The sequence below is a fragment of the Streptomyces sp. LZ34 genome (assembly GCF_053890475.1).
The window spans coordinates 6,845,970-6,868,645 of the sequence record NZ_CM132680.1; the positions used below are offsets into that span (position 1 = coordinate 6,845,970).

General features: G+C 72.0%; 20 protein-coding genes and 1 pseudogene. 11 read left to right on the forward strand and 10 right to left on the reverse strand.

Going from position 1 to position 22,676, the window contains the following annotated elements; genetic code table 11:
- Nucleotides 1-50: 50 nt before the first annotated feature.
- The 6 genes from ACWY4P_RS28090 to ACWY4P_RS28115 form a co-directional block, all read right to left on the reverse strand.
- Complete coding sequence (locus ACWY4P_RS28090) at nt 51-530, reverse strand: anti-sigma factor family protein (RefSeq protein ID WP_456203116.1); 480 nt, start codon at nt 528-530, stop codon at nt 51-53.
- Nucleotides 527-1,072, reverse strand: a complete 546-nt coding sequence (locus ACWY4P_RS28095) for an RNA polymerase sigma factor (RefSeq protein WP_456203117.1) — start codon at nt 1,070-1,072, stop codon at nt 527-529. Before ACWY4P_RS28095 ends, ACWY4P_RS28090 begins: the two co-directional genes overlap by 4 nt.
- A gap of 169 nt (nt 1,073-1,241) precedes the next feature.
- Complete coding sequence (locus tag ACWY4P_RS28100) at nt 1,242-2,054, reverse strand: zf-HC2 domain-containing protein (RefSeq protein WP_456203118.1); 813 nt, start codon at nt 2,052-2,054, stop codon at nt 1,242-1,244.
- Nucleotides 2,051-2,644, reverse strand: a complete 594-nt coding sequence (locus ACWY4P_RS28105; protein WP_043491081.1) for a sigma-70 family RNA polymerase sigma factor — start codon at nt 2,642-2,644, stop codon at nt 2,051-2,053. The genes ACWY4P_RS28100 and ACWY4P_RS28105 overlap by 4 nt, the downstream gene beginning before the upstream one ends.
- Before the next feature lie 148 nt (nt 2,645-2,792).
- A complete protein-coding gene (locus tag ACWY4P_RS28110) occupies nt 2,793-3,821 on the reverse strand; it encodes a rod shape-determining protein (RefSeq protein WP_456203119.1) in 1,029 nt (342 codons plus the stop codon).
- Between the two features lie 173 nt (nt 3,822-3,994).
- Nucleotides 3,995-5,752 (reverse strand): bifunctional 3'-5' exonuclease/DNA polymerase, encoded by a 1,758-nt coding sequence (locus ACWY4P_RS28115; RefSeq protein WP_456203120.1) that lies wholly within the window; start codon nt 5,750-5,752, stop codon nt 3,995-3,997.
- 143 nt (nt 5,753-5,895) lie between these two features.
- On the opposite strand from ACWY4P_RS28115, the gene ACWY4P_RS28120 reads away from it, so the two are divergent.
- From ACWY4P_RS28120 to ACWY4P_RS28130, 3 genes are all read left to right on the forward strand, one after another.
- The gene (locus ACWY4P_RS28120; RefSeq protein ID WP_456203121.1) at nt 5,896-7,023 is read left to right on the forward strand and encodes a glycoside hydrolase family 43 protein; all 1,128 of its coding nucleotides are present in this window, start codon (nt 5,896-5,898) and stop codon (nt 7,021-7,023) included.
- Nucleotides 7,024-7,423: 400 nt separating this feature from the next.
- Nucleotides 7,424-7,648: a DUF397 domain-containing protein gene (locus ACWY4P_RS28125; protein ID WP_456213077.1), complete on the forward strand. Its 225-nt coding sequence runs from the start codon at nt 7,424-7,426 to the stop codon at nt 7,646-7,648.
- Nucleotides 7,649-7,781: 133 nt separating this feature from the next.
- On the forward strand, nt 7,782-8,933 hold the full coding sequence (locus ACWY4P_RS28130) for a site-2 protease family protein (protein ID WP_456203122.1): 1,152 nt from the start codon (nt 7,782-7,784) through the stop codon (nt 8,931-8,933).
- 84 nt (nt 8,934-9,017) lie between these two features.
- Here the strand turns inward: ACWY4P_RS28130 and ACWY4P_RS28135 are convergent, their stop codons facing one another.
- Nucleotides 9,018-9,521 (reverse strand): ATP-binding protein, encoded by a 504-nt coding sequence (locus ACWY4P_RS28135; protein ID WP_456203123.1) that lies wholly within the window; start codon nt 9,519-9,521, stop codon nt 9,018-9,020.
- 304 nt (nt 9,522-9,825) lie between these two features.
- Here ACWY4P_RS28135 and ACWY4P_RS28140 point away from each other — a divergent pair, with 304 nt between their 5' ends.
- The 3 genes from ACWY4P_RS28140 to ACWY4P_RS28150 all read left to right on the forward strand — a co-directional run bounded on the left by ACWY4P_RS28140 (nt 9,826) and on the right by ACWY4P_RS28150 (nt 12,912).
- The gene (locus tag ACWY4P_RS28140; protein ID WP_456203124.1) at nt 9,826-10,689 is read left to right on the forward strand and encodes a helix-turn-helix domain-containing protein; all 864 of its coding nucleotides are present in this window, start codon (nt 9,826-9,828) and stop codon (nt 10,687-10,689) included.
- A gap of 87 nt (nt 10,690-10,776) precedes the next feature.
- A complete protein-coding gene (locus ACWY4P_RS28145) occupies nt 10,777-12,234 on the forward strand; it encodes an aldehyde dehydrogenase family protein (RefSeq protein ID WP_456203125.1) in 1,458 nt (485 codons plus the stop codon).
- Nucleotides 12,235-12,366: 132 nt separating this feature from the next.
- Nucleotides 12,367-12,912, forward strand: a complete 546-nt coding sequence (locus ACWY4P_RS28150; protein ID WP_456203126.1) for a DinB family protein — start codon at nt 12,367-12,369, stop codon at nt 12,910-12,912.
- A gap of 62 nt (nt 12,913-12,974) precedes the next feature.
- Here the strand turns inward: ACWY4P_RS28150 and ACWY4P_RS28155 are convergent, their stop codons facing one another.
- A complete protein-coding gene (locus tag ACWY4P_RS28155; RefSeq protein WP_456203127.1) occupies nt 12,975-15,446 on the reverse strand; it encodes an ABC transporter permease in 2,472 nt (823 codons plus the stop codon).
- Nucleotides 15,440-16,198: an ABC transporter ATP-binding protein gene (locus tag ACWY4P_RS28160; RefSeq protein WP_456203128.1), complete on the reverse strand. Its 759-nt coding sequence runs from the start codon at nt 16,196-16,198 to the stop codon at nt 15,440-15,442. The genes ACWY4P_RS28155 and ACWY4P_RS28160 overlap by 7 nt, the downstream gene beginning before the upstream one ends.
- 133 nt (nt 16,199-16,331) lie before the next feature.
- Between ACWY4P_RS28160 and ACWY4P_RS28165 the strand changes: the two genes are divergently transcribed.
- From ACWY4P_RS28165 to ACWY4P_RS28185, 5 genes and pseudogenes are all read left to right on the forward strand, one after another.
- On the forward strand, nt 16,332-17,642 hold the full coding sequence (locus ACWY4P_RS28165) for a sensor histidine kinase (protein WP_456203129.1): 1,311 nt from the start codon (nt 16,332-16,334) through the stop codon (nt 17,640-17,642).
- Nucleotides 17,615-18,274: a LuxR C-terminal-related transcriptional regulator gene (locus tag ACWY4P_RS28170; protein ID WP_456203130.1), complete on the forward strand. Its 660-nt coding sequence runs from the start codon at nt 17,615-17,617 to the stop codon at nt 18,272-18,274. Before ACWY4P_RS28165 ends, ACWY4P_RS28170 begins: the two co-directional genes overlap by 28 nt.
- Before the next feature lie 439 nt (nt 18,275-18,713).
- The gene (locus tag ACWY4P_RS28175) at nt 18,714-19,394 is read left to right on the forward strand and encodes a PadR family transcriptional regulator (protein WP_456203131.1); all 681 of its coding nucleotides are present in this window, start codon (nt 18,714-18,716) and stop codon (nt 19,392-19,394) included.
- Between the two features lie 79 nt (nt 19,395-19,473).
- A pseudogene (locus ACWY4P_RS28180) lies at nt 19,474-19,680 on the forward strand (ABC transporter permease); the annotation flags it as partial.
- Between the two features lie 77 nt (nt 19,681-19,757).
- A complete protein-coding gene (locus ACWY4P_RS28185; RefSeq protein ID WP_456203132.1) occupies nt 19,758-21,101 on the forward strand; it encodes a hypothetical protein in 1,344 nt (447 codons plus the stop codon).
- A 49-nt stretch (nt 21,102-21,150) separates the two neighbouring features.
- On the opposite strand, the gene ACWY4P_RS28190 is transcribed toward ACWY4P_RS28185, so the two are convergent.
- A complete protein-coding gene (locus ACWY4P_RS28190; RefSeq protein ID WP_456203133.1) occupies nt 21,151-22,575 on the reverse strand; it encodes a glutamate decarboxylase in 1,425 nt (474 codons plus the stop codon).
- Nucleotides 22,576-22,676 lie beyond the last annotated feature (101 nt).

The window sequence follows — 22,676 nt, forward strand, 5'->3', positions numbered from 1 at the left end:
CGCCCTGGCGGTCGGCGCCTGCCTGATCGTCCTCGTCCTGCTGCGCGACCTCACGCTCCCGCTTTGGGGACCGCGCTCTCGCTGGCGTCCGGCTCTCCCGGCGACAGCGGCGCCTCTTCAGGCGCCGGCCCCGGGGCCCCGTCCTGAGCCCGCTCCAGCCCCTGGACCCCGTCCTGGCTCCGGTCCTGGAGCCGGTTCCGGGTCTGGTTCCGGGTCTGGCTCTGGGGCTGGTCCGGGGCCGGGTCCGCGAGGGAGCCCGCGAGGGAGCCCACGAAGTCGCGCAGCCGTCCGAGCGCGGCTCCGTCCGGGCCCTCGCGGGCCCCGCGGGAGGTCAGCGCGTTCGTGATGCGCTGATACGCGGCCAGCTCCCGGGCACAGCGGTGGCACCGCGCCACATGGGCCCGGACCCGGCGCGCGGCCGGCGCGTCCAGCTCACCGTCCAGATACGACTGGAGCTCCGCGCCGTCCGCGAGGCACTCCCCGGCCTGTCGGCGCTCGGCGCTCCACCACCACATCCACCACCTGCTCATGCCCCACCTCGCTGTCCTTGAGGTCCCGCGGCCACCAATCGATCCCGGATCCGTTTGCGCGCCCGGTGCAGCCTGCTCATCACCGTCCCCTTCGGCACGCCCAGCACCCGCGCGGCCTCCGCGTACGACAGCCCGTCCACATGCACCAGCCGCACCACCTGCTGGTCGCGCAGCGGCAGCGCGGTGAACGCGGCGTCCACGGCCTCGTCGAAGGCCGTGTCGACCACCAGTTCCTCGGGCGTCGCGCCCGTGGCGGACGCGAGCCGGTCGAGTTCGGTGTCGGGGTCGTCGAGCAGATGCGGTCTGCGCTGACGGTGTCGGCTCACCTCCGCGTGCCGCATGATCGTCAGCAGCCAGGCCCGCGGATGGCGTCCGTCGAACCGGCCGACCGCCCGGTAGGCCCGGAGCAAGGTGTCCTGCACCAGATCCTCGGCGTCGGCGGGCTGCGCGGTCAGTGACATGGCCACCCGCAGCAGCACCTCCACCTCGGGCAGCACGTACTGGGCGAACATGCGCTGTTGACGGGCGTCCGGGTCAGCCACGGGTGCCTCCTCGGATCCTGACCCCCGGGACACGGTGACGACTGTCACACTCTGTGTAACACCGCGCACACGTCGGCGCACGCCATGACCGGCGGTCCGAGTGATGGTCGGTCCGAGTGATGGTGGGGGGTGGGGGAGGAGGCTGCCGGCAGGAGGACGCTGCTCGCGCTCAGACCTTCACGGAGACCAGGAGCTTCCCGTCGAGCGTGCGGACCTCGAAACGGTCGATGTCGGCCAGCTGGTAGGCCGCGCCGCCCTGGGTGAAGAGGGGGGCCCGGGCGCTCTTGTCCGGGCTGTCCGGGATGCCGTACCCCTGAGGGGGCACCGACCAGGTCGTCATGACCTGCTTCTCGCCGCTCTTGGAGACCGCGATCAGGCTGCACGCGAGAGGGCCCTTGACGTTCTTCAGCCGCAGCATGCCGTCGGTGCCCCACTTCTTGTCGTCCAGGGCGATCGCGGCGTTCACCTTGGTGTCCGGGTCGGTGGCCTGGACCTTGGCGGACATCCGCTCGAAGGCCTCGCTCACGGTGGTCGCGGCACTGACGGTCGTATTCGAGCCGTCGTCGGAGGTGAGGGCCACCGCGCCGAGCGGTCCGCCGATGATCAGGACGGCGGCCGCGGCCACCAGGGAGAGGTGCCGGCGCCGCCGCTGACGACGGACCACGGCGACCTCGCCGACCATACGGTCCAGCAGCCCGGGGCCCGGGCTCGCGTTGAGCGTCTCGATGGCGTTGGGGGTGGCGGTGAAGGAGTGGGGGACGCCTGTGAGCCCGGGCCGGCCGGGGGCGCCGTGGATACCGGGGACGCCGGAGGCCAGCTCCGCCAGCATGGGTTCCAGCCCCGCCAACTCGTCGAGCCGGCGTCCGCACTGTTCACAACCGGCGAGGTGCTGCTCGAAATACGTGGCGTCCGCGTCGTCGAGGACGCCGAGTACGTACGCGCCGACGGCGTCGTGCCCGGCGTGGTGCGCCTGCGCGGTCATGCCGTCACTCCTCTTTCCTCGAGCGCGAGCTTCATGGAGCGCAGCGCGTAGAAGACACGGGACCGCACGGTCCCGCTGGGTATGCCGAGCGTCTGGGCCGCCTCGTTGACCGTGCGGCCCTTGAAGTACGTCTCGACGAGCACCTCCCGGTGCGCGTCACTGAGGTCGTGCATCGCGTCCGAGAGGGTCATCAGCCGCAGGGCGCGGTCGATCTCGTCCTCGGCGGGCATGAGCTCCAGCGGGGAGGGGTCGACTTCCTGCGGGCGGGCCTGGCGGCTGCGGTGCCCGTCGATGACGATCCGCCGGGCCACGGTGACCAGCCAGGGCCGGATCGAGCCGGTGGCCCTGCTGAGCTGGTCGGCGTTGCGCCAGGCGCGGACGAGGGTCTCCTGGACGACGTCCTCGGCCCGGTGCCGGTCGCCTGCCACCAGGCGCAGTACGAAGGCGAGCAGCGGCCCGGCGTGCTCCTGGTAGAGCGCGCGCATGAGCTCCTCGTCCGGCGTACCGCGCTGGGATCTCGACCGATGTGCATCGGTCACGGCGGCGTCGTCGCGCACCAGAACCTCCAGGACGGAACCCGAGTTGGACATCATCAGCAGACACTCCCGGTGTGTTGGCCGGGGGTTGTGTGGCCCGGACGGCCTCTTCCTCCATCACTACGGACGGGGCGGGACCGCCGCTCAACTCGTGGCGAAGATTCTTGAAGCGATCGCGGACGGCGCCGTTCCGCACCGGCCGTCAGGGGGCCAGGGGGTCCAGGACGACGGGCCGCACCGAGCCCTCGAGCATCGCGCCCAGCCCCAAGACCGCGCAGGTGTCGGGGTGTTCGGCGATGTGCAGCGGCATGCCGGTCGCCTCCCGCAGGAGATCGTCGAACCCGGCCAGCCCCGCGCTTCCGCCCGCCAGCATGATGCCGCGCTCCGCGAGGTCGGCGACCAGGTCGGGCGGACAGCGGCGGAGCACCGCGCCGACCGCGTCGAGCACCCCGGTCAGCGGGGTCTGCACCACGGCCCGGATGCCCTCGATGTCGATCCGCACCGAGCGGGCGAGGCCGGTGGCCACATCCCGGCCGTGCACCTCCGTGTCGTTCACGGCCGTGCCGGTGCCGCTCAGGGCCAGGTGCAGCGGGCGGACGGCCTGGCTCGGCAGCATCAACGCGTGCTCGTTGCGCACATGTTGGACGACGGCGTGGTCGATCGTCTCCCCGCCGACCGGCACCCGCTCGGCGGCGACGATCGAGCCCAGCGACAACACCGCGACCTGGGTGCTGGCCGCCCCACACACCACGATCATCGTCGCCTCGGGCCGGTCGACCGGCAGGCCGCAGCCCACGGCGGCGGCGATCAGGGTGTCGACCAGCTCCACCCGCCGGGCGCCGAGTCCGGTCAGCGTCTCGACGGCGGCGCGCTCCGCCAGCGGGTCCGCGTCGTGCGGGACGCAGACGGCGGCGCTCAGCAGCGGCTTGCGCCGCCAGGCCCGGCGCAGCTTGTTGCCGACGAGGAACCGCAACATGCGCTGGGCCATGGCGATGTCGACGACCCTGCCGCCGGACACGGGCCGTACGACCCGGATATGGGCGGGGGTACGGCCCGTCATGCGCTCGGCGAGCGTCCCCACCGCGATCAGTCCCCCGGTGCGGGTGTTCACGGCGGCGACGGTCGGCTCGTCGACGACGAGGCCGGTGCGCTTGAGATAGACCCGGGTCCTGGCGGCGCCGAGGTCGACGGCGATGGAGCAGCGGCGCAACCGATCGAGGCTGATGGTCATGTCAGGTCTCCTGCGTGCTCAGGTCGCCTGTGCGGGCGGCGTGGCGGGCCGTCGCCCCGGCGGCCCTGTGATCATCGTGTGTGCCGGACCGCGCGCCTCGCCTGCGGTGCTGCGCCGGTCGGGCGAGGAACGGCCCCTGCCGCTGCCGATCCGGGCCGCTTGGTGCCTGCTGGCTAGTCCTTGGCGTCCGCGTGTTTGGCGTATGCGGCGTGTCCGGCGTGTTCGCCGGTGTCCGGGTGGTCCTTGGCGTCCGCGTAGCACTCCACGGCGGCCGTGGTGAGCGAGAACCGCACGGGCGTCTCGCCGAAGGCGATCCGCCCCGCCGTCTCGCCCGCCGCCGCGATCGCCTCCCGCACCTGTGGAACCTCCTCGGCCGGGCAGTGCACGATGACCTCGTCGTGCTGGAAGAAGACCAGCTCCGCGCGGAGCCCCGCCCCGGCCAGCGACTGCCGCAGCGCGGCGAGCATCAGCACCGCCCAGTCGGCGGCGCTGCCCTGGACGACGAAGTTACGGGTGAACCGCCCGCGGGCGCGGGCGCCGGCCGTGCTGCCGTACGTCGGCTCCTCCTCCTGGTCGCGCGGCAGGCCCGCCTCGTCGGCCGGGTCCCCGCCGGCGGAGGCGGGCGGGCAGGTGCGGCCCAGCCAGGTGCGCACCAGCCGCCCCTCCTCGCCCGCCCGGGCCGCCTCGTCCACGTACGCCACGGCCGCCGGAAAGCGGCGCCGCAGGGCCGCGAGGTGCTTGAGACCGTCGCCCGAGGTCTGGCCGTAGATCGCGCCGAGGAGCGCGAGCTTGGCCAGGTCGCGCCGGCCGGAGAAGGCGCGGTCGGACAGCGTCGCGTACAGATCCCGTCCCCTGCCCGCGATCTCCATCAGGCCCGGGTCGCGGGAGACGGCCGCCAGCACACGCGGCTCTATCTGGTCGGCGTCGGCGACCACCAGCCGCCACCCCTCGTCGGCGACCACCGCCCGCCGCACCACCTTGGGGATCTGGAGCGCCCCGCCGCCGTTGGTGGTCCAGCGGCCGGAGACCGTGCCGCCGGGCAGATACTCGGGCCGGAAGCGGCCGTCCCGCACCCAGGACTGCAACCACGCCCAGCCGTGCGCGGTGTGCAGGCGGTAGAGCTTCTTGTAGCGCAGCAGCGGCTCCACGGCGGGGTGGTCGATGTCCCGCAGCTCCCAGGCCCGGGTGGAGCCGAGGGCGATGCCCTCGCGCGCGAACGCCTTGACGACCTCGGCCGGCAGATCGGGCCGCACCCGTACGCCCCCGAAGGCGCGGGACACCTCGTCGGCCAGCTCGGCCAGCCGCTGCGGCTCCAGGCCGCCCGGATAACGCTCGCCGAGCAGCTCGTCCAGCAGCTCGCGGTGGCGGTCGGCCCGCCAGGGCACCCCGGCGCGCCGCAGCTCGGCGGCCACCAGCGTCCCGGCCGACTCGGCGGCCGTCAGCAGCCGCATCCGGCCGGGGTGCTCGGCCGCCTCCGTACGGGCCAGCTGTCCGGCGTAGACTGCCAGCAGTGCGTCGAGGGGGTCGGTGCCGGGCGGCAGGGGCACCGGGCCGGGCTCGAAGAGCGACGGCTGGGTCTCGGCCGCCCGCAGCGGCGGGTCCTCGGGGACCGGCAGCCCGCGCAGCCGCGCCCACGCCGCGGCCAGTGAGCGCGGCTCGCCGGACCGCCCCTCGTGGCCCAGCAGCAGGGCTTCGGCGGCCTCCAGGTCGTAGCACCGCTCGACGCGGAGGCCCGCGGTGAGGAGCCGCGGGTAGAGCTCGGAGGTCGACCGCCACACCCAGCGGTCGACGTCCGGCCGGGATCGTACGGCCTCGACGGCACCGCCGGCCGCGGCCGTGACCTCGATGATGGGACCGGCGGCCCGCCCCATGGGGTCCAGCGGGCAGAGACGAGCACCCCCGTCGCCCGTCTCCGCCACCGCCCATCTCATGTCGGTGAGTGTGACAGGGGGGTCTGACAAGGCCTGTCGAGGCGAGGTACGGCTGTGAAAGGGGTTGACCCTGAGACGTGGCAGCTCTACGTTCCGTCCGGAATGACGAATAGTGTTCGAAATTTCGAACCTTGGAGCCGTCAATGACCCGCATCCGTACCAGAGCGCTGCCGCTCCTCGCGGCGGCCCTCCTCGCGTTCCTCGCCTTACTCCAGACGGGCGGCGCACCCGCGGCCAGGGCCGACTCGCCCGCCGCCGGAGCCGGATCGCCCGCCGCCGGAGCCGACTCCGTTGTGGCGGCCGGGACGTTCACCAACCCGATCGTGACGCAGAACGGCGCGGACCCGACGATCATCCGCTACGCCGGGTACTACTACCACCTCGGCACCACCTGGGCCTCCCACTGGGAGATGCGCAGGGCCACCACGCTCGGCGGCCTGAAGGCCGCGGCCCCGACCACGATCTACCGCGAGACCGTCGCGTCCCGCTGCTGCAACTTCTGGGCGCCCGAGCTGCACCGCCTCAACGGCCCCAACGGCCTGCGCTGGTATCTGACCTACAGTGCGGGCGTCTCCACGGACATCGACCACCAGCACGTCCATGTCCTGGAGAGCGCCGGGAACAACCCGCTGGGCCCGTACACGTACAAGGGCCAGGTCGATCCGTACGGCGACAACCGCTGGATGATCGACAGCAGCTATCTGTCCATGCCCGACGGCCGCCTCTACATGCTCTACTCCTTCTGGGAGGGAGGCACGCAGAACCTGTACGCGGTCCGGATGAGCAACCCGTGGACCCCGACCGGCGGCGCCGTTCGCATCGCGACCCCCACCTACAACTGGGAGAAGGCGGGCTCCGGGGTCAATGAGGGGCCGACCATCCTCCAGCACGACGGGCGGACCTTCCTGACCTTCTCCGCCTCGCACTGCGACACCCCCGACTACAAGCTGGGGCTGATGGAGCTGACCGGCGGCGACCCGCTGGCGGCGGGGGCGTGGAAGAAGTTCGCCAACCCGGTCTTCCAGCGCAATGACGCGAACGGGGTCTACGGGCCCGGTCACAACTTCTTCTTCCCGTCGCCCGACGGGAAGGAGGTCTGGATGGCTTATCACGCCAACTCCAAGTCCACGGACGGCTGCAGCGGCACCCGGACGACCCGGGCCCAGAAGGTGAACTGGAACGCCGACGGCACTCCCAATTTCGGCACTCCGGCCTCCATGTCCACCGCGCTGGCCGAGCCCTCCGGGACGCCGACCGCCGCTGGGCGCTGATTCCCCACGAGAAGAGCGCGAGAACCGCAGGCCCCGCCACTGGCCTGCGGTTCTCGCCGTCTGGGGGGTCGTGTACGCGCGGGAGCTTTTGCATGTCATGCCCGGAATGGTGGAATCCGGGAGAATTTCCATATGTGGGCGAACCTGTCGGGCGTCTCCTGCGTCACCTCTATCGACCGTATATGTCGACCGTACGGATCGCCGTTGCCCTACGCTTCCCGGTGATCATCGGGTGATCGTCTGGATACTCATGGTGCACGTGCATCTGCTGATGCATCTGCGAATGCATTTGCTCAGTTGTATGCTCATGCATTCGCGCTCCAACAGGGTTATGATCCGGGTCAGTTGACAGCTGCACCAACCAGTGGAGAGCCCTGTGCGCGACCACCCGTACAACGGCATGGCGGCCGCGGACCTTCATGGGGCCGCCTGGCAGAAGAGCAGCCACAGCAATTCCCAGGGCTCATGCGTGGAGTTCGCCAAGCTGCCGGGCGGACATGTCGCCGTACGGAACTCCCGCTACCCCGACGGCCCGGCCCTCATTTACACCCCGGCCGAGGTCGAGGCGATGCTGCTCGGCATCAAGGACGGCGAATTCGACCACTTGGTGCGCGACCCCGCCTGACCTGACCCGGCCTGACCTGACCCGGCCTGACCCGGTCCGGCCTGACGCGGCCCGTTCCGGCCCCGCCGCGGTGAGCGACACTGGTAGGTGGGTGTAATGCCCGGCTGGATGAGACGGCTGGGGTGATACGGCTATGAACGGGTCGGTGCGCGTCGGACATGTTCTCGGGGTGCCGCTGCGGATGCACTGGAGCGTCCCGGTGCTGGTGGCCCTGCTCGCCTACGGCCTGGGCCATGAGACGCTCCCGGCCTGGACCCCGGGCCACTCGGACGCCGTCTACGCCGCCGCCAGCGTGATCGGAGCCGCGCTGCTGATGGGGAGCCTGCTGCTGCACGAGGCCGCGCACGCGGTCGCCGCCCGCAGCAAGGGAGTCTCGGTCGAGGACGTGACGCTGTGGGCGCTGGGCGGCATGACCCGGATGGGCCGGCCGCGGACCGCCGGGGCGGCGCTGCTGGTGGCCGTCAGCGGCCCGATCACCAGCCTGGTGCTCGGGGGCGCCGCGATCGGGGCGGGGATCGGGGCACACGGCCTGATCGGCTGGGGGATCCCCGCGGCGCTGCTGGTGTGGTTGGGATGGGCCAATCTGCTGCTGGGTGTCTTCAATCTGGTGCCTGCCGCGCCGTTGGACGGGGGCCGGGTGGTGCAGGCGGTGCTGTGGTGGCGCACGGGGGACCGGGAGCGGGCCGAGCGGGCGGCGGGCCGCAGCGGACAGATCTTCGGCATGGCGATGATCGCCTTCGGCTGGGTGGCGTTCATCCGTGGGTCCACGGGCGGTCTGTGGTTCGCGCTCATCGGTCTCTTCATGGTGATCATCGCCAATGCGGAGCGGCAGCACGCCACTGTCACCGCGGCCCTGCGCGGGGTGCGGGTGGCCGATGCCATGTCCCACCCGGTGGCCGCCGGGGCCGACTGGCTGACCGTGGACCATTTCATCGACGAGGTGGCGGCGCCCGCCCGGCATTCGGTGCTTCCGGTCATCGACTTCGAGGGCCGGCCGAGCGGGCTGGTGAGTCTGCGCGGTCTCGCGGCGGTGCCGTCCGAGAGCCGGGGGGCCCAGCGGGTGCGCGATGTGGCCACGCCGGTCTCCCGGTGCACGCTCGCCGTGCCGGGCGATCTTCTCAACGAGGTCATGGAGCGAGGGGCGCGGCCCGGGGGCGGTATGCCGATCCTGGTCGTCGACCATGGCCATCTGGAAGGGATCGTCACCGCCCACGATGTGACGCGGCTCTTTCAGCTGCACGCGCTCGGCATGACGGCGGCCCCGCCGAAGTCCAGCCCCCTCTGAGCGCCGACCCAGCCCCCTCTGAGCGCCGACCCAGGCCCTTCTGAGCGCCGATCCCCGCCCGCTCTGAGCGCCCGGACGGAACACCTAGCGCGGGCGCGGCAGCAGGAACAGCGCCCAGACGACCTTGCCGTTCAGCGTCCCGGCCAGCGGATGCCAGCCCCAGTCGTCGGTGAAGGACTCCACGAGGCAGAGCCCTCGTCCCGACTCCTGGCTGGAGTCGGCCTCACCGGCCACCGGGCTGTGCTCGCTCGGGTCCCGGACCGCGCACACCAGGCGTGAGCGCCAGCGCATCAGGTGCAGACGCACCTGCGTCTCGGCCTCCGCGTCCGGCCGGCCGTCGGGGCAGACGCCGGGGACGGCGTGGCGCAGGGCGTTGGTGACCAGTTCGGAGACGACCAGGGCGACCTCGTCGAACATGTCCGGAAGTTCCCACTGCGCGAGCGTGGCCCCGGTGAAGCGCCGAGCTCCCTGGACCGCTTCGAAGCAGGTGGGCAGCGAGCAGGAGGCGGAACCGGAGACGCCCGGGGCGTCGATCGGGGGAAGCCCCAACCACACGGGCTCCAGCATGGTCGAGCCTTCGGTCCCCATGCGAGCACTCCTGCATCCGTGGCCCTGACGAATCCTGGCCAGATCTCGTACGAGCTTGCACGTGCGCAAGACCTATGGTTCCGAATGCGCACAACGGATGCAAGGGCAGATGCACGTGCACGCAGATTTTTTGAGACTATGTACCCAACTTCGACACACATTCTCCCTACGTCCCCTTGTGTACGCCTCACACTTGAGTAACGACATGTGTACAGGGCGGAGCCCGAATAGTGGCAGACTTCGGCCTCAGGGCTGCGGGGGTCGCCTTCGGAAGGGTGCGTTCCGTACAGGGAGGGTCGCAGACATGAGCGCGAGCGAGTCGAGCGGATCGGTGGTGCGCCGGATTCTCCTGGGCTCTCAGCTCAGGCGGTTGCGCGAGTCCCGTGGCATCACGCGCGAAGCGGCGGGTTATTCCATCCGGGCCTCCGAATCCAAGATCAGCCGGATGGAGTTGGGCCGGGTGAGCTTCAAGGCGCGCGACATCGAGGACCTGCTCACGCTCTACGGGGTCACGGACGAGACCGAGCGCGCGTCCCTGCTGGGCCTGGCCCGCGAGGCCAACGTCGCGGGCTGGTGGCACAGCTACGGCGATGTGCTGCCGAGTTGGTTCCAGACGTATGTCGGTCTGGAGGGCGCCGCCTCGCATATCGCCTGCTACGAGGTGCAGTTCGTACACGGCCTGCTGCAGACCGAGGGCTACGCCCACGCCGTCGTCACCCGCGGCCAGCCGCATGCCTGCCACTCCGAGGTGGAGCGGCGGGTCGCGCTGCGGATGGAGCGGCAGAAGCTGCTGGTCTCCGAGCGGGGGCCGGCCTTCCAGGTGGTGATCGACGAGGCGGCGCTGCACCGGCCCTACGGCGGACAGGCCGTGATGCGGGCCCAGATCCAGCACCTCATCACGGTCTCCGAGCAGCCCAATGTCACGCTTCAGGTGATGCCCTTCTCCTTCGGCGGACACGCGGGGGAGAGCGGCGCGTTCACTCTGCTGCGCTTTCCCGAGTCCGACCTGCCGGACATCGTCTATCTGGAACAGCTCACCAGTGCGCTCTACCTCGACAAACCCGAGGAAGTGGGGCAGTACCGGCGGGTGTTGGAGCGGCTGAGCGCGGACAGCCTGTCCGCGGAAAAGAGCCGTGACTTGCTGCGGGGCCTCCTTCAAGGCCGTTGACACGCCAGTAGGATGACGTTCCGTCAGCAATCCCCCACGCGTACGCGGTGTCGTCGGGCGGCACCCCGTCCTTCAGATAGGGATGGCATGTCCTACTTCTCCGAGCTGGCCTTTCAGTACATCGACGGTGAGTGGCGGACCGGCAGCGGTTCCTGGGACATCGTCGATTTCAACCCCTACAACGGGGAGAAGCTCGCCTCCATCACCGTGGCCACCGTCCAGGAGATCGACCTGGCCTACCGCGCCGCCGAGCGGGCGCAGCCGGAGTGGGGCGGCACCAATCCGTACACCCGGCGCCTGGTCTTCGAACGGGCCCTGCGGATCATCGAGGACCGTGAGAAGGAACTCACGGAGGCGATCATCGCGGAGTGCGGCGGCACGCATGTGAAGGCGGGATTCGAACTGCACCTCGCCAAGGAGTTCCTGCGCGAGGCGATCCAGCTGGCACTGCGGCCCGAGGGGCGCATCCTGCCCTCGCCGGTCGACGGCAAGGAGAACCGCCTCTACCGGCTGCCGGTCGGTGTGGTCGGGGTCATCAGCCCGTTCAACTTCCCCTTCCTGCTGTCGATCAAGTCGGTCGCCCCGGCGCTCGCGCTGGGCAACTCCGTCGTGCTCAAGCCGCACCAGAACACTCCGATCTGCGGTGGCGGGCTGGTCGCCAAGGTCTTCGAGGACGCCGGGCTGCCCGCCGGGCTGCTCAATGTGGTGGTCACCGATATCGCCGAGATCGGCGACGCCCTGATCGAGCACCCGGTGCCGAAGGTCATCTCCTTCACCGGCTCGGACAAGGTCGGCCGCCATGTCGCCACCGTCGCGGCCTCCCACTTCAAGCGCTCCATCCTGGAACTGGGCGGCAACAGCGCCCTGGTCGTCCTCGACGACGCCGATGTGGACTACGCGGTGAACGCCGCCGTCTTCAGCCGCTTCGTCCACCAGGGCCAGGTCTGCATGGCCGCGAACCGGGTGCTCGTGGATCGCCGGATCGAGCGCGAGTTCACCGAGAAGTTCGTGGCCAAGGTCGGGTCGCTGAGAGTCGGCGACCCGAGCGACCTGACGACACACATCGGCCCGCTGATCAACGAGGGCCAGGCCGAGGCCATCAGCGCCCTCGTCGACCAGACCATCGCCGAGGGCGCCACCGCGCTGCTGCACGGGCGGGCCGAGGGCACGCTCGTCGCGCCCAGCGTGCTCACCGGGGTCGCGGAGGACGCCGCGATCCTCGGCCAGGAGATCTTCGGCCCAGTGGTCCTGCTGATCCCCTTCGACGGGGACGAGGACGCCATCCGGCATGCCAACGCCACGGAGTACGGGCTCAGCGGCGCCGTGCACACCGGCGACATCGAGCGCGGGGTGCGCTTCGCGAAGCGCGTGCGCACCGGCATGATCCACGTCAACGACAGCACGGTCCACGACGAGCCGATCGTGCCCTTCGGCGGGGAGGGGAACTCCGGGCTCGGGCGGCTCAACGGCGACTCCTTCGTCGAGGACTTCACCACCACCAAGTGGATCTCCGTTCAGTACGGCCGCAGCCAGTTCCCGTTCTGATCCGCGGCGCTGTTGAGGTGTTGGTTGTTGAGGACAGATGCTGTTGTTGAGGACAGAAGCTGACCGCAAGGGTCCGTAGCGTCGGAGACATCGGGAGACAGAACTCCCGAAGAACCGACGGAAGGCGGACCCATGCCCACTCTGGTGAACCAGGAAGCCCACGGCGACGAGGCCGGAGCCCTCCTGGGCTTCCTCGAGGCCCAGCGCGGTGCCGTCCGCCGGACGCTGCACGGCCTCACCGACGAGCAGGCGGCCCTCAAGCCGTCCGCGAGCGAGCTGTCGCTGTTCGGCGTGCTCAAGCATGTCGCCGAGGTCGAGCAGGGCTGGGTCGAGGACGCCAAGCAGGTGCCGCACTCCATCCCGCGCGACTCGTCCAACTGGCATCTGAGTTTCGAGCCCGAGGAGGGGCGGGCGACGGTCAAGGACGTGCTCGCCTTCTGGGACGAGGCGGCGGCCGAGACCGAGAGGTTCATCCGCTCGCTGCCCGACCTCAACGGAACCTTCCCGCTGCCCCCGGCGCCGTGGTTCCCCGAGGGCAGTGTGCGCTCCATGCGCTTTCTGCTGCTCACCTTGATCCAGGAGATCGCCCGGCACGCCGGCCACGCCGACGTCATCCGCGAGACCCTCGACGGCAAGACCGCCTTCGAGCTCATCGACGCGATTGCTGCGGGTCGGTAGCCGATGGGGTCGGCAGTCGGCGGGAGGGGGGAGGGGGTAGCCGAGCGGGGCCGGCAGCCGGCTCACCGCCGAGAGGTGAGCCGGGGCCGCAGCGCACACCAGGCGGGCAGAACGGAGGAGACCACCGCCAGCAGAGCGCAGGCGGCCACCGCCGCGCCCACCGCGTCCCAGGGCACCGCGAGCGCGGCCGGCACCGACAGCCGCCCCAGCGCACCCCACAGGCCGAGCAGTTGGACCCCGGCCACCGCCGCCCCGAGCAGCGCGCCCACGGCCACGGTCAGCACCGCCTCCGCCGCCACGGCGCGCAGCACCTGGAAGGTGGTGGCACCGGCCAGCCGCAGCGCCCTCAGCTCGGGTATTCGGTCGGAGGTGGCCATGACCAGCGTGCCGGCGAGCGCTATGCCCGCGTAGACCAGGGCGATGCCGACCACCACCAGCAGGCCCAGCCGGGTCTGTGGGCTCGTCCGGGGATGGACGGCCGCCACCCAGGCGTCCCGGGTGAGCACCCGCCCGCCCTCGGACCGCACCGCGGCCCGCAACCCCTTGGCGACGCGTGCCGCATCGGCCCCGGGCCGCAGCCGCACCTCGATCCGGTCCACGGCGGCGCCGCGCGCGTTCCGCCAGGTGACATACGCGCCGTTGTCACCGGTGCCGGTCCGCAGGACGGCGACGATCCGCAGCGTCGCCTTCCGGCCGTCGCCCAGCCAGACGGTGACCCGGCGGCCGACCGTGGGCCGCTCCCACTCCTCGTTCACCACGATGCCCCGGTCGTCCAGGTCACGGACAGAGCCGGAGGCCACGGGCAGCCGCCCGACGGCCGCGAGCCGCGCCGGATCCACCGCCCGCGCCGCCGATCCGACCAGCGCAGAGTCGCCGTCACGGGTGAACACGGCGGTGGTCGCGGACGCGGACGTCAGCGCTCCAGGGACGTCGGACACGCGCCGCACCGCGCCCGCGCTCAGGCCCCCGGAGCCCGCCCCCGCGGTGACCACGAAGTCGGCGCGGGTCTGGGCGCGCAGCTCGGCCGCCTTCGCCTGGCTCACCGTCGCGGCCGCGCCCAGGAGGGATCCGGTGAGCGCGACCGTGATCAGCACCGGCGCGGCGACGGACGCGGTCCGCCGCACCCCGGTTGAGGCGCCCTCCCGGGCCAGGATCCCTGTCGCGCCGGGCAGCCGGGCCGGCAGATGGCCCAGCGCCCGCACCACCGGCCGTACCAGCAGGGGCGCCAGCAGGCCGACCGCGGTGATCAGCACCATGGGTTCGGTGGTGTAGGTCTTCCGCTTGAGCAGCTCTCCCGGGTCGTCGGCCAGTGTCCACCCCAGCGTCGCCACCCCGGCCAGCAGCAGCCCGGCGCCCAGCAGCCGACGGGTGAGCGGCATGGTCCGGCTGTCCACGGCGGCCTCGCGCAGCGCCTCGGCCGGCTCGACCCGCCCCGCGCGCCGCGCCGCGGCCCACACCCCCGCGAGCGCCACCAGCAGGCCGGTCGAGAAGGCCACGGGAAGCGGCCAGAAGTGATCGGCGATGGTGAACCACTCGGGGGCCACCCCGCCCTCCACCAGCCGGCGCGCGAGCCATGGCGCGCCCCAAGCCCCCAGCGCGCAGCCCGCGGCCGAGGCGAGCACCCCCACCGCCGCGGCCTCCGCGAGGACCACCCGTCTGAGCTGACCGGGGGTGGCCCCGGCCATGCGCAGCAGACCGAACTCCCGGCGCCGCTGGGCCACCGCGAAGGCGAAGGTGGAGGCGACCACGAAGACGGAGACGAAACCCGTCACCCCGGCCGCGGTGCCGAGCAACGCGTTGACCGTGAGCAGGGCCCGGCTGTCGCGGTCCGGGTCGGGGTCGGCCCGCCGCCGGTCCGCGCCCGTGAGGACCCGCACCCCGGCCGTGCCCGCCACCGCCTCGCGCACGTCGGCGGCGGGAGCGCGCACCACCAACGCGTCGATCCGGGGCGAGAGGCGGGCGGCCTCGTCGTCGGTCAAGAACACCGCGCTCTCGAAGGCCGACCGGGGGACCGTGCCCACCACGACGCGGGTTCGGTACTCCGAAGCGGTCCCCACGCCGATCCGGTCGCCGACCTTCACCCCGCCACCCGCGACGACCACCTCCCCGGCCCTCTCCGGCGCCCGCCCGGCGGTCAGCCGGTACGGAGTGAAGGCCGCCGCGGACCAGGGATGGCCGACGGTGCCCTGGGGGAGCGCGGCCGAGCGCACGGGGAAGGTCCGGTCCGGCGTCACGGGGCCCAGCCGCCCGAGCCGTGTCACCAGCCCGGGTGGCACCGGGCGGGGGTGGGCCAGCGGCGCCGACACCTGCTCGGTGTCCGGTCCGCGCCGTACGGGGACGGTGAGGGTGTCGGCGCCGCGCACCACCACCGGCGCGGCGGCGAACCGCTCCGGGCCCCGCCGGGGGGCGTCCAGCGTGGAGGCCAGGGCCAGGCACATGGTGGCGATCAGCGCGACCCCGAGGCCCAGCGCGACAAACGTGCCGACGAGCGTGGTCCATCGGGTCCGCAGACCGCCGAGCGTCATCCTCAGCACGGGACCGTCTCCAGCCGCGTCATCCGGGCGGACACCTGCTCGGCGGTCGGCCGCTGGAGCTCTCCGCTCACCCGCCCGTCGACGAGGAAGACCACCCGGTCGGCATACGAGGCGGCCACCGGGTCATGGGTGACCATGACGACGGTCTGCCGCTCGGCGTCGACCAGCTCCCGGAGCAGCCGCAGGACATCGCGGCTGGTGGCGGAGTCCAGGGCGCCGGTCGGCTCGTCTCCGAACAGCACCTGGGGCCGCGTGATCAGGGCGCGGGCGAGCGCCACGCGCTGCTGCTGGCCGCCGGACAGCTGGCTGGGCCGGTGGCCGGCCCGGTCCGCCAGCCCCACCCGGGCCAGCGCCCCCTGTATCTCCGCGCGCGCGGGAGCGCGGCCGGCCAGCCGCAGCGGCAGAGCCACGTTCTGCGCGGCGGTCAGCGAAGGCAGCAGATTGAAGGACTGGAAGACGAAGCCGATCCGCTCCCGGCGCAGCCGCGTCAGCCGGGTCTGGCTCAGCCCCTCCAGCGGGGTGCCGCCGATCGACACCGAGCCGGAGTCGGGCCGGTCCAGGCCAGCCGCGCACTGTAGAAGCGTGGACTTGCCGGAGCCGGAGGGGCCCATGACCGCGGTGAAGCTCCCCACGGGAAAGGAGAGGCTGACGTCGTCGAGCGCCGTCACCTCGCCCGCGCCGGAGCCGGAGTCATAGCGCCGGCTCACCCGCGAGAGCCGGACCGCCGCGGTGTCCAGGTCAGTTCGTGTCATGCCTTCCAGACAACCGGCCCGGGCCCGCCCGTTCACGACCACTGGGCATAGTTGCGGGGTATGGCCAGCCATACCCTCAAGACGCCTACTGGACCGACTGTGGCGAGGGGTTGCCGGGTCGTACCGTTCTCGCATGTCCACACGAAATGTCCGGCAGGCGCTGTATCAGCCCGGCTATCTGCGTTCCGCCTGGCCCTGGCGCGCGGTGCTGTATCTGATGAGCAGTGCGCCCGTCGGGCTGCTCGCGCTGCTCGGCATCGTCGTCTTCGCCCTCGTCGGCGGGGTGCTGACGATCCTCGTCATCGGGCTGGCGGTGCTGGCCGCGCTGGGGCTGGCCGGGGTGCCGGTCGGCGCGGTCGAGCGCCGCCGGCTGCGGCTGGTGGACAACAGCCCGGCCCGCAGCCCGCACCGCACACCGGACGAGCCGGGGCTCCTCGCATGGGCGCGCGTGCGGTATCAGGAGCGGACGACCTGGTACGAGCTGGCGTACACGGTGCTGTTCGCATTCGGCCTGTGGATGGCGGACGCGTTGGCCCTGCTGGGCGCGCTGGGGGCGCCCCTGGCGATGATGGCCACTCCGATACTGCTGGCCCTGGACGGCGGTGGCCAGGCCCAGGTCCTCAAGTACTGGGCCGTCACCTCCTATCCCGAGGCGTCCGCGTGGTCCCTCGCGGGAGCGATGCTGTTCCCGGTGGCCCTCTACTGTCTGGGCGTCTTCGCAGGGCTGCGCGCCGCGTTCGCCCATCTGCTTCTCGTCGGTCCCGAGGGCGAGTTGCGCGAGGAGCTGGGGGAGGTGGCCCGGTCGCGGGCCCGGCTGGTGCACGCCTTCGAGGCGGAGCGCCGGCGCATAGAGCGGGATCTGCATGACGGCGCCCAGCAGCGGCTGGTGGCGCTCACCATGGCGCTGGGCCTGGCGCGGCTGGACGCCCCGCCGGGGCCACTGGCCGACCAGCTCGCCAAGGCGCATGACGAGGCGGGCAAGGTGCTGGCGGAGCTGAGGGAGTTGATTCACGGAATACACCCCCAGGTGTTGGCCGACCGGGGCCTGGAGGCGGCGCTGGAGGACGCCGCGGACCGTTCGCCGGTCCCCGTGCAGGTGAATGCCCCGGGGCTGGGGCGGCTGCCCGAACCGGTAGAGAAGGCCGCGTACTTCGTGGTCTGCGAGGCGCTGGCCAATGTCGCCAAGCACAGCGGCGCGGCGCTGGCCGAGGTCGGGGCCGAGGTGCGGGACGGCTCGCTGATCGTGTCCGTCGTGGACGACGGGGTGGGCGGTGCGGCCCTGCTGCGGGTCGGCTCGGGTGGCGGGGCGGGGGGCAGCGGGCTGACCGGGCTGTCCGACCGGGTGGCCGCGCTCGATGGGACACTGTGGCTTTCCAGCCCGCCTGGCGGGCCGACGATTCTGGGCGTGGAGATACCGTGCGAGCCGATCGAAGTCTTCGGCTAGTCCTGGCCGAGGACAGTGTGCTGCTGCGTGAGGGTCTGGTGGGGCTGCTGGCCCGGTTCGGGCACGAGGTCGCCGCGGCCGTCGGCAACGCTCCCGCGCTGCGGGCGGCGGTCGTCGAACACTCCCCGGACCTGGTGGTCACCGATGTGCGGATGCCGCCGGGGCAGAGCGACGAGGGGCTGCGGGCGGCGGTCGCCCTGCGCAAGGAGCGGCCGGGGCTGCCGGTTCTGGTGCTGAGCCAGTATGTGCAGCGGACGTACGCGACCGAGCTGCTGGACTCCGGCGACGGCACGGCGGTGGGCTATCTGCTCAAGGACCGGGTCGGGCAGGTCGAGGAGTTCATGGACGTGCTGTGCCGGGTGGCGGACGGCGGCACGGTCGTCGACCCGGAGGTCGTGCGCCAGCTGTTCCGCCGTCGGCGCGACCCCCTGGAGCGCCTCACCTCGCGTGAGCGGGAGGTGCTGGCCCTGGTGGCCGAGGGCAAGTCCAACGCGGCCATCGCCCGTGAGTTGGTCGTCTCCGAGGCCGCGGTGGGCAAGCACATCGGCAACATCCTGGGCAAGCTCGACCTGCCCCCCGGCGAGGACACCCACCGCCGCGTCCTCGCGGTCCTGACGTTCCTCCGGGCGTAGGTCCTGTCCTCCCCGAACGCCGCGGGGCCACCCCGAACTCTTCGGGGTCCGGGGGCTCCAGTGCGCGGCCAGCAGCCCGGCAGCCATGGCGGAGGCCAGATCCGCAGCCCAGCCCACCCGCTCGGCCAGCACGGCGGCCGACAGCACCTCGCCGGTCTATCTCCACCACGCCGGTACGCAGCAGGCCACGGACACAGGCGGTGCGGGCCGTCTCGCCCTCACCGAGCGGCAGCTTCCGGCTCACCGGCCCCCCTTCCCAGTCCGTGTTTGCTGTCAACCGGTCAACGACAGCTCTGAGGAAAGGTACGCATTCGACCCACGCACTCATATACGACTCCGGCAGACGACCACTGCGCATCACTACAGTTCCCTAAGGGAAAGTGTGAGCCTGGACAGCGGCGGGCTCTCGGAGGGGTCCGAGAGGGAGAGAAGACGGGCGATGTCAGCGATCCGGCTGCTGGTGCTGGGGGCGGTGCGCCAGCACGGGCGGGCCCATGGCTACCAAGTCCGTAACGACCTGGAGTTCTGGGGCGCCCACGAGTGGTCCAACGCCAAGCCCGGATCGATCTACCACGCGCTCAAACAGATGGCCAAGCAAGGCCTGATGGTCGCTCACGACGTCGCGCCGAGCACGGCCGGCGGCCCGCCGCGCACCGAGTACGAGCTGACCGACGCGGGGGAGGAGGAGTACTTTCGGCTGCTCCGCGAGGCGCTGGTGCGCCATGACCAGAAGATCGACGAGCTGACGGCCGGGGTCGGCTTTATCGTCGACCTTCCTCGTGCCGAGGCGATCTCCCTGCTGAAGGAGCGGGTCGCGGCCCTGGAGGAGTGGCGGGCCGCGGTCACCGCGCACTGGGTGCCGCCGGAGGCCACACCCGACGCATGGGGCCACATCGGCGAGATCATGAAGCTCTGGGTGCACTCGGCCGACAGCGGGGCGCAGTGGACGCGCGGGCTGATCGAGCGGCTCGAGGGCGGGGCGTATGTCATGGCGGGCGAGGGGAAGCGCTCAGTGGAGGTGCTGATGGACAGCATGGCCGGCGTCGAGGGCGGCCCATGCGCGCCTCCGAGCGGCGAGGACGACACCGAGGCCGGCCGGCGCTCGCCGGGCTCGATCTGACCGTCCCGTACGGCACGGTCCACGCCCTGCTGGGCCCCAACGGCGAGGGCAAGACCACCTCCGTACGGCTCCTGTCCACGTGGCCGCGGTCGGGCTGCTGCTCCTGCTGCGCTTCGCCATGCTGTGGCTCGGCATCCACCTCGCCATGGCGGCCGGACACCCCGGCCAAGGCGGCGGTTCCTGGCCTGGGGACCACGCCCAACTGCTTGCCGTCGGCCGGCCGCTGGCGCTGCTCGCGGTCTTCTTCCCCTTGGCCGTGGGCCGTTACAAGAGCCTCAGCCGCTGAAACGAGTCCAGACACGCCCGAAAGCCGCGTGAGCCACACCATCACCCGTCGTGGGCGGATCCGGATACGGTGCTGACATGGTGAACGACAGGGGGGACACGGGCGGGAGGGCGACGGGCGGGGCTGGATACGCCCTGCTCGTCGCCGCCGCTCCGGGCGGCAGACAGCGGCTGATGGACGCGTCCGGGGCACTGCACCAGCTCGCGGCCGTACCGCCCGCCGCGCTGCTGGGGACCGCGGGTGGGGCGAGCGTCGTACAGCTGGTGGACCCGGCCGACCCGCAGACGGTGCTGACGCATCTGCGGACCGCGGCCGCCCACGAGGGGCCGGTGCTGATCTATCTGGCGGGCCAGCTCACCTTCGACGCCAAGCAGCGGCTGCCGCACTTCGCGCTGGCCCGTACGACGCCGAGGACCGCCCGCTACACCGCGCTGCCGTGGCACTGGCTGGCGGCCGAGCTCGCGCGGCGGCCGTCGGCCGGCACCACGGTGCTCGTCGATCTGGTGGCCGACGAGACGGCGTGGCCGCGGCTGTCTTCCGACCCCGTGCTGGCCGGGCGGCTGCTGGCGGCCGGGCTCACCCTCTACGGGTCCCTCGTGCCCGTTCCGCCCAAGCGGCGGACCGCGGCGCCGCTCTACAGCCGGGCGTTCGCCGCGGCTCTGAGGGGCGCGGCCGAGGGCGTGTCGTTCGCGTTGCTGCACGAGCGGGCGGTCGCCGAGGCGGGTCTCGGCGGCGGCCCGGAGCTGCTGTTCGACGGGTCCGCCGTCGCGGCCGACGCTCTGGCGGCCCCCCTTGCGGGCGTCCCTCACCAGCTCCAGGCCGCCGGGGTAAAGGGCTTAGTGACGCGCGTTGCGGACGGCGTGACGAGGGCGGCGGGGGAGGGAGAGGCGGGGTGGGCCGGCCCGACGCCCCGCCCGCAGGACCGCCTGCCGGGGGTGCCGGCGCCCGCGCCGTTGCCCGCCGCGCGGGAACAGACCCCGCCGCCCATGCCGGATCCGCACGCCGCGATCTTCGAGGCCGCGCACGCCGGGCGGCACAGCGAGGCCGCCTCCATGGCGGCGGCCTGGGAGCAGGAGGCCCTCCGCTCGACCGGTCCGCACTCCGGCGAGGCCATTCACTGGATGGAGGTACGGGCCGACCTCGCGCGGCTCGCCGACGATCCCGCCCGCGCCTGCGAGCTGTGGATGTCGGTGGCCGATGCCCGGCTGGGCAATGGTGAGGCCGCTGACCACCCGGAGGTCGAAGGGGCCGTGGACCGGGCCCACCACCAGTGGCAGTACGTCCAGGACCCGGCCAGGGCCCGCTCCCTCGCCCCCTTCCTGATATCGCTGCGCGGACGGGTGCCCGGCCGCAGGCCCGGCGCCCTGGAGGCGGTCCAACGCAGGGCCGAGATACTGCAGGAGGCCTCGCAGACAGGCTGACGGCCGCGCCCCGGACCGGCTGACGGCCGAGCCCCGGACCCGGGTCGGCTCAGTGGTGGAAGGCCGTGGCCAGGTGCTCGGGCCGGCCCAGCGGGTGCGGCTGGCTCCGCAGTTCGGGCAGCAGCGTCTCCAGGTCCTCCAGGAAGAGGTCCGAGAGGTCCATCGAGAAGCCGTTGCGGCACACCACCCGCAGTACGGACAGGTCCTGCCGGTTCGGCGGGAAGGTGTAGGCGGGCACCAGCCAGTTGTGCTCGCGCAGCCGCCGCGACACATCGAACACATCGAAGTTCTGCACGCTGTCGGCCGTGGTGAAGGCGAAGACCGGCAGTTCGTCCCCGCGCGTCAGCAGCCTGAAGTCGCCCAGCGCCTCGATCCGCTCCGCGAGCGAGCGCGCCACGTCCCGCGTGGTCTGCTGCACCGCGCGGTAGCCCTCCCGCCCCAGTCGCAGAAAGGTGTAGTACTGGGCGGCCACCTGGGAGCCGGGCCGGGAGAAGGTCAGCGCGAAGGTCGGCATTTCGCCGCCCAGATAGTTGACTCGGAAGACGAGCTCCTCGGGGAGGCTCTCGGCCGTGCGCCACAGCACCCAGCCCACGCCGGGGTAGACCAGGCCGTACTTGTGCCCGGAGGTGTTGATGGAGGCGACCCGGGGCAGCCGGAAGTCCCACACCAGGTCCGTATCGAGGAAGGGGGCCACCATCGCGCCCGACGCGCCGTCCACATGGACCGGGATGTCCAGTCCGGTGCGCCCCTGTAGGTCGTCGAGCGCCGCGCAAACCTCCGCGACGGGTTCGTACGAGCCGTCGAACGTGGACCCGAGGACGGTGACGACCCCGATGGTGTTCTCGTCGCACAGGTCCGCGGCCGCCTGGGGGTCGAGGTGGAACCGGTCGCCCTCCATGGGCACCTGGCGCGCCTCGACCTCCCAGAAATTGCAGAACTTGTCCCAGCACACCTGGACGTTGACTCCCATGACCAGGTTGGGCCGGGCCGCCGTCGGATAGCGCACCGGATTGCGCTTGGTCCAGCGGCGCTTGAAGGCCATTCCGGCGAGCATGCACGCCTCGCTCGAACCGGTGGTGGAACAGCCCATGACCGAGTCGGGGGCGGGGGCGTGCCACAGATCGGCCAGGATCGCGACGCAGCGCCGCTCCAGCTCGGCGGTGCGCGGGTACTCGTCCTTGTCGATCATGTTCTTGTCGCGGCACTCGAACAGCACCTGGTCCGCCTGCGGCTCCATCCAGGTCGTGACGAAGGTGGCGAGGTTGAGCCGGGCGTTGACGTCCAGCATCAGCTCGTCGTGTACGAGCTGATAGGCGGTGGCGGGCGTCATCGGGTCCTCGGGCAGCCGGTTGCGTGGCACCTCGTCGGCCATGCCGCCGACGGGGTCGGCCGCCCCGTAGAAGGGGTTGACGGCGACAGAGCGCCGCCGCCTGTCCTCGTCCGGCTTGCCGTGCCTGCCCGTGTGGAGCGTCATGGGCCGCCCAATCCCCTCAGTCGTGTGAGAGCCGTCGGCTGACCATGGCGACAATACGGGTATATCAGTCGAATATCCCGTTCCCGCGCCGGTCCGCGCCG

Bases quoted from the DNA above. Each gene is read 5' to 3' on its own strand.
- ACWY4P_RS28175 (WP_456203131.1), top strand. From the start codon at position 18,714: ATGTCAGCGATCCGGCTGCTGGTGCTGGGGGCGGTGCGCCAGCACGGG.
- ACWY4P_RS28105 (WP_043491081.1), bottom strand. From the start codon at position 2,644: ATGTCCAACTCGGGTTCCGTCCTGGAGGTTCTGGTGCGCGACGACGCC.
- ACWY4P_RS28140 (WP_456203124.1), top strand. From the start codon at position 9,826: ATGAGCGCGAGCGAGTCGAGCGGATCGGTGGTGCGCCGGATTCTCCTG.
- ACWY4P_RS28100 (WP_456203118.1), bottom strand. From the start codon at position 2,054: ATGACCGCGCAGGCGCACCACGCCGGGCACGACGCCGTCGGCGCGTAC.
- ACWY4P_RS28090 (WP_456203116.1), bottom strand. From the start codon at position 530: ATGAGCAGGTGGTGGATGTGGTGGTGGAGCGCCGAGCGCCGACAGGCC.
- ACWY4P_RS28185 (WP_456203132.1), top strand. From the start codon at position 19,758: ATGGTGAACGACAGGGGGGACACGGGCGGGAGGGCGACGGGCGGGGCT.
- ACWY4P_RS28110 (WP_456203119.1), bottom strand. From the start codon at position 3,821: ATGACCATCAGCCTCGATCGGTTGCGCCGCTGCTCCATCGCCGTCGAC.
- ACWY4P_RS28165 (WP_456203129.1), top strand. From the start codon at position 16,332: ATGTCCACACGAAATGTCCGGCAGGCGCTGTATCAGCCCGGCTATCTG.
- ACWY4P_RS28125 (WP_456213077.1), top strand. From the start codon at position 7,424: ATGGCGGCCGCGGACCTTCATGGGGCCGCCTGGCAGAAGAGCAGCCAC.
- ACWY4P_RS28190 (WP_456203133.1), bottom strand. From the start codon at position 22,575: ATGACGCTCCACACGGGCAGGCACGGCAAGCCGGACGAGGACAGGCGG.
- ACWY4P_RS28115 (WP_456203120.1), bottom strand. From the start codon at position 5,752: ATGAGATGGGCGGTGGCGGAGACGGGCGACGGGGGTGCTCGTCTCTGC.
- ACWY4P_RS28130 (WP_456203122.1), top strand. From the start codon at position 7,782: ATGAACGGGTCGGTGCGCGTCGGACATGTTCTCGGGGTGCCGCTGCGG.
- ACWY4P_RS28150 (WP_456203126.1), top strand. From the start codon at position 12,367: ATGCCCACTCTGGTGAACCAGGAAGCCCACGGCGACGAGGCCGGAGCC.
- ACWY4P_RS28135 (WP_456203123.1), bottom strand. From the start codon at position 9,521: ATGGGGACCGAAGGCTCGACCATGCTGGAGCCCGTGTGGTTGGGGCTT.
- ACWY4P_RS28160 (WP_456203128.1), bottom strand. From the start codon at position 16,198: ATGACACGAACTGACCTGGACACCGCGGCGGTCCGGCTCTCGCGGGTG.
- ACWY4P_RS28120 (WP_456203121.1), top strand. From the start codon at position 5,896: ATGACCCGCATCCGTACCAGAGCGCTGCCGCTCCTCGCGGCGGCCCTC.
- ACWY4P_RS28145 (WP_456203125.1), top strand. From the start codon at position 10,777: ATGTCCTACTTCTCCGAGCTGGCCTTTCAGTACATCGACGGTGAGTGG.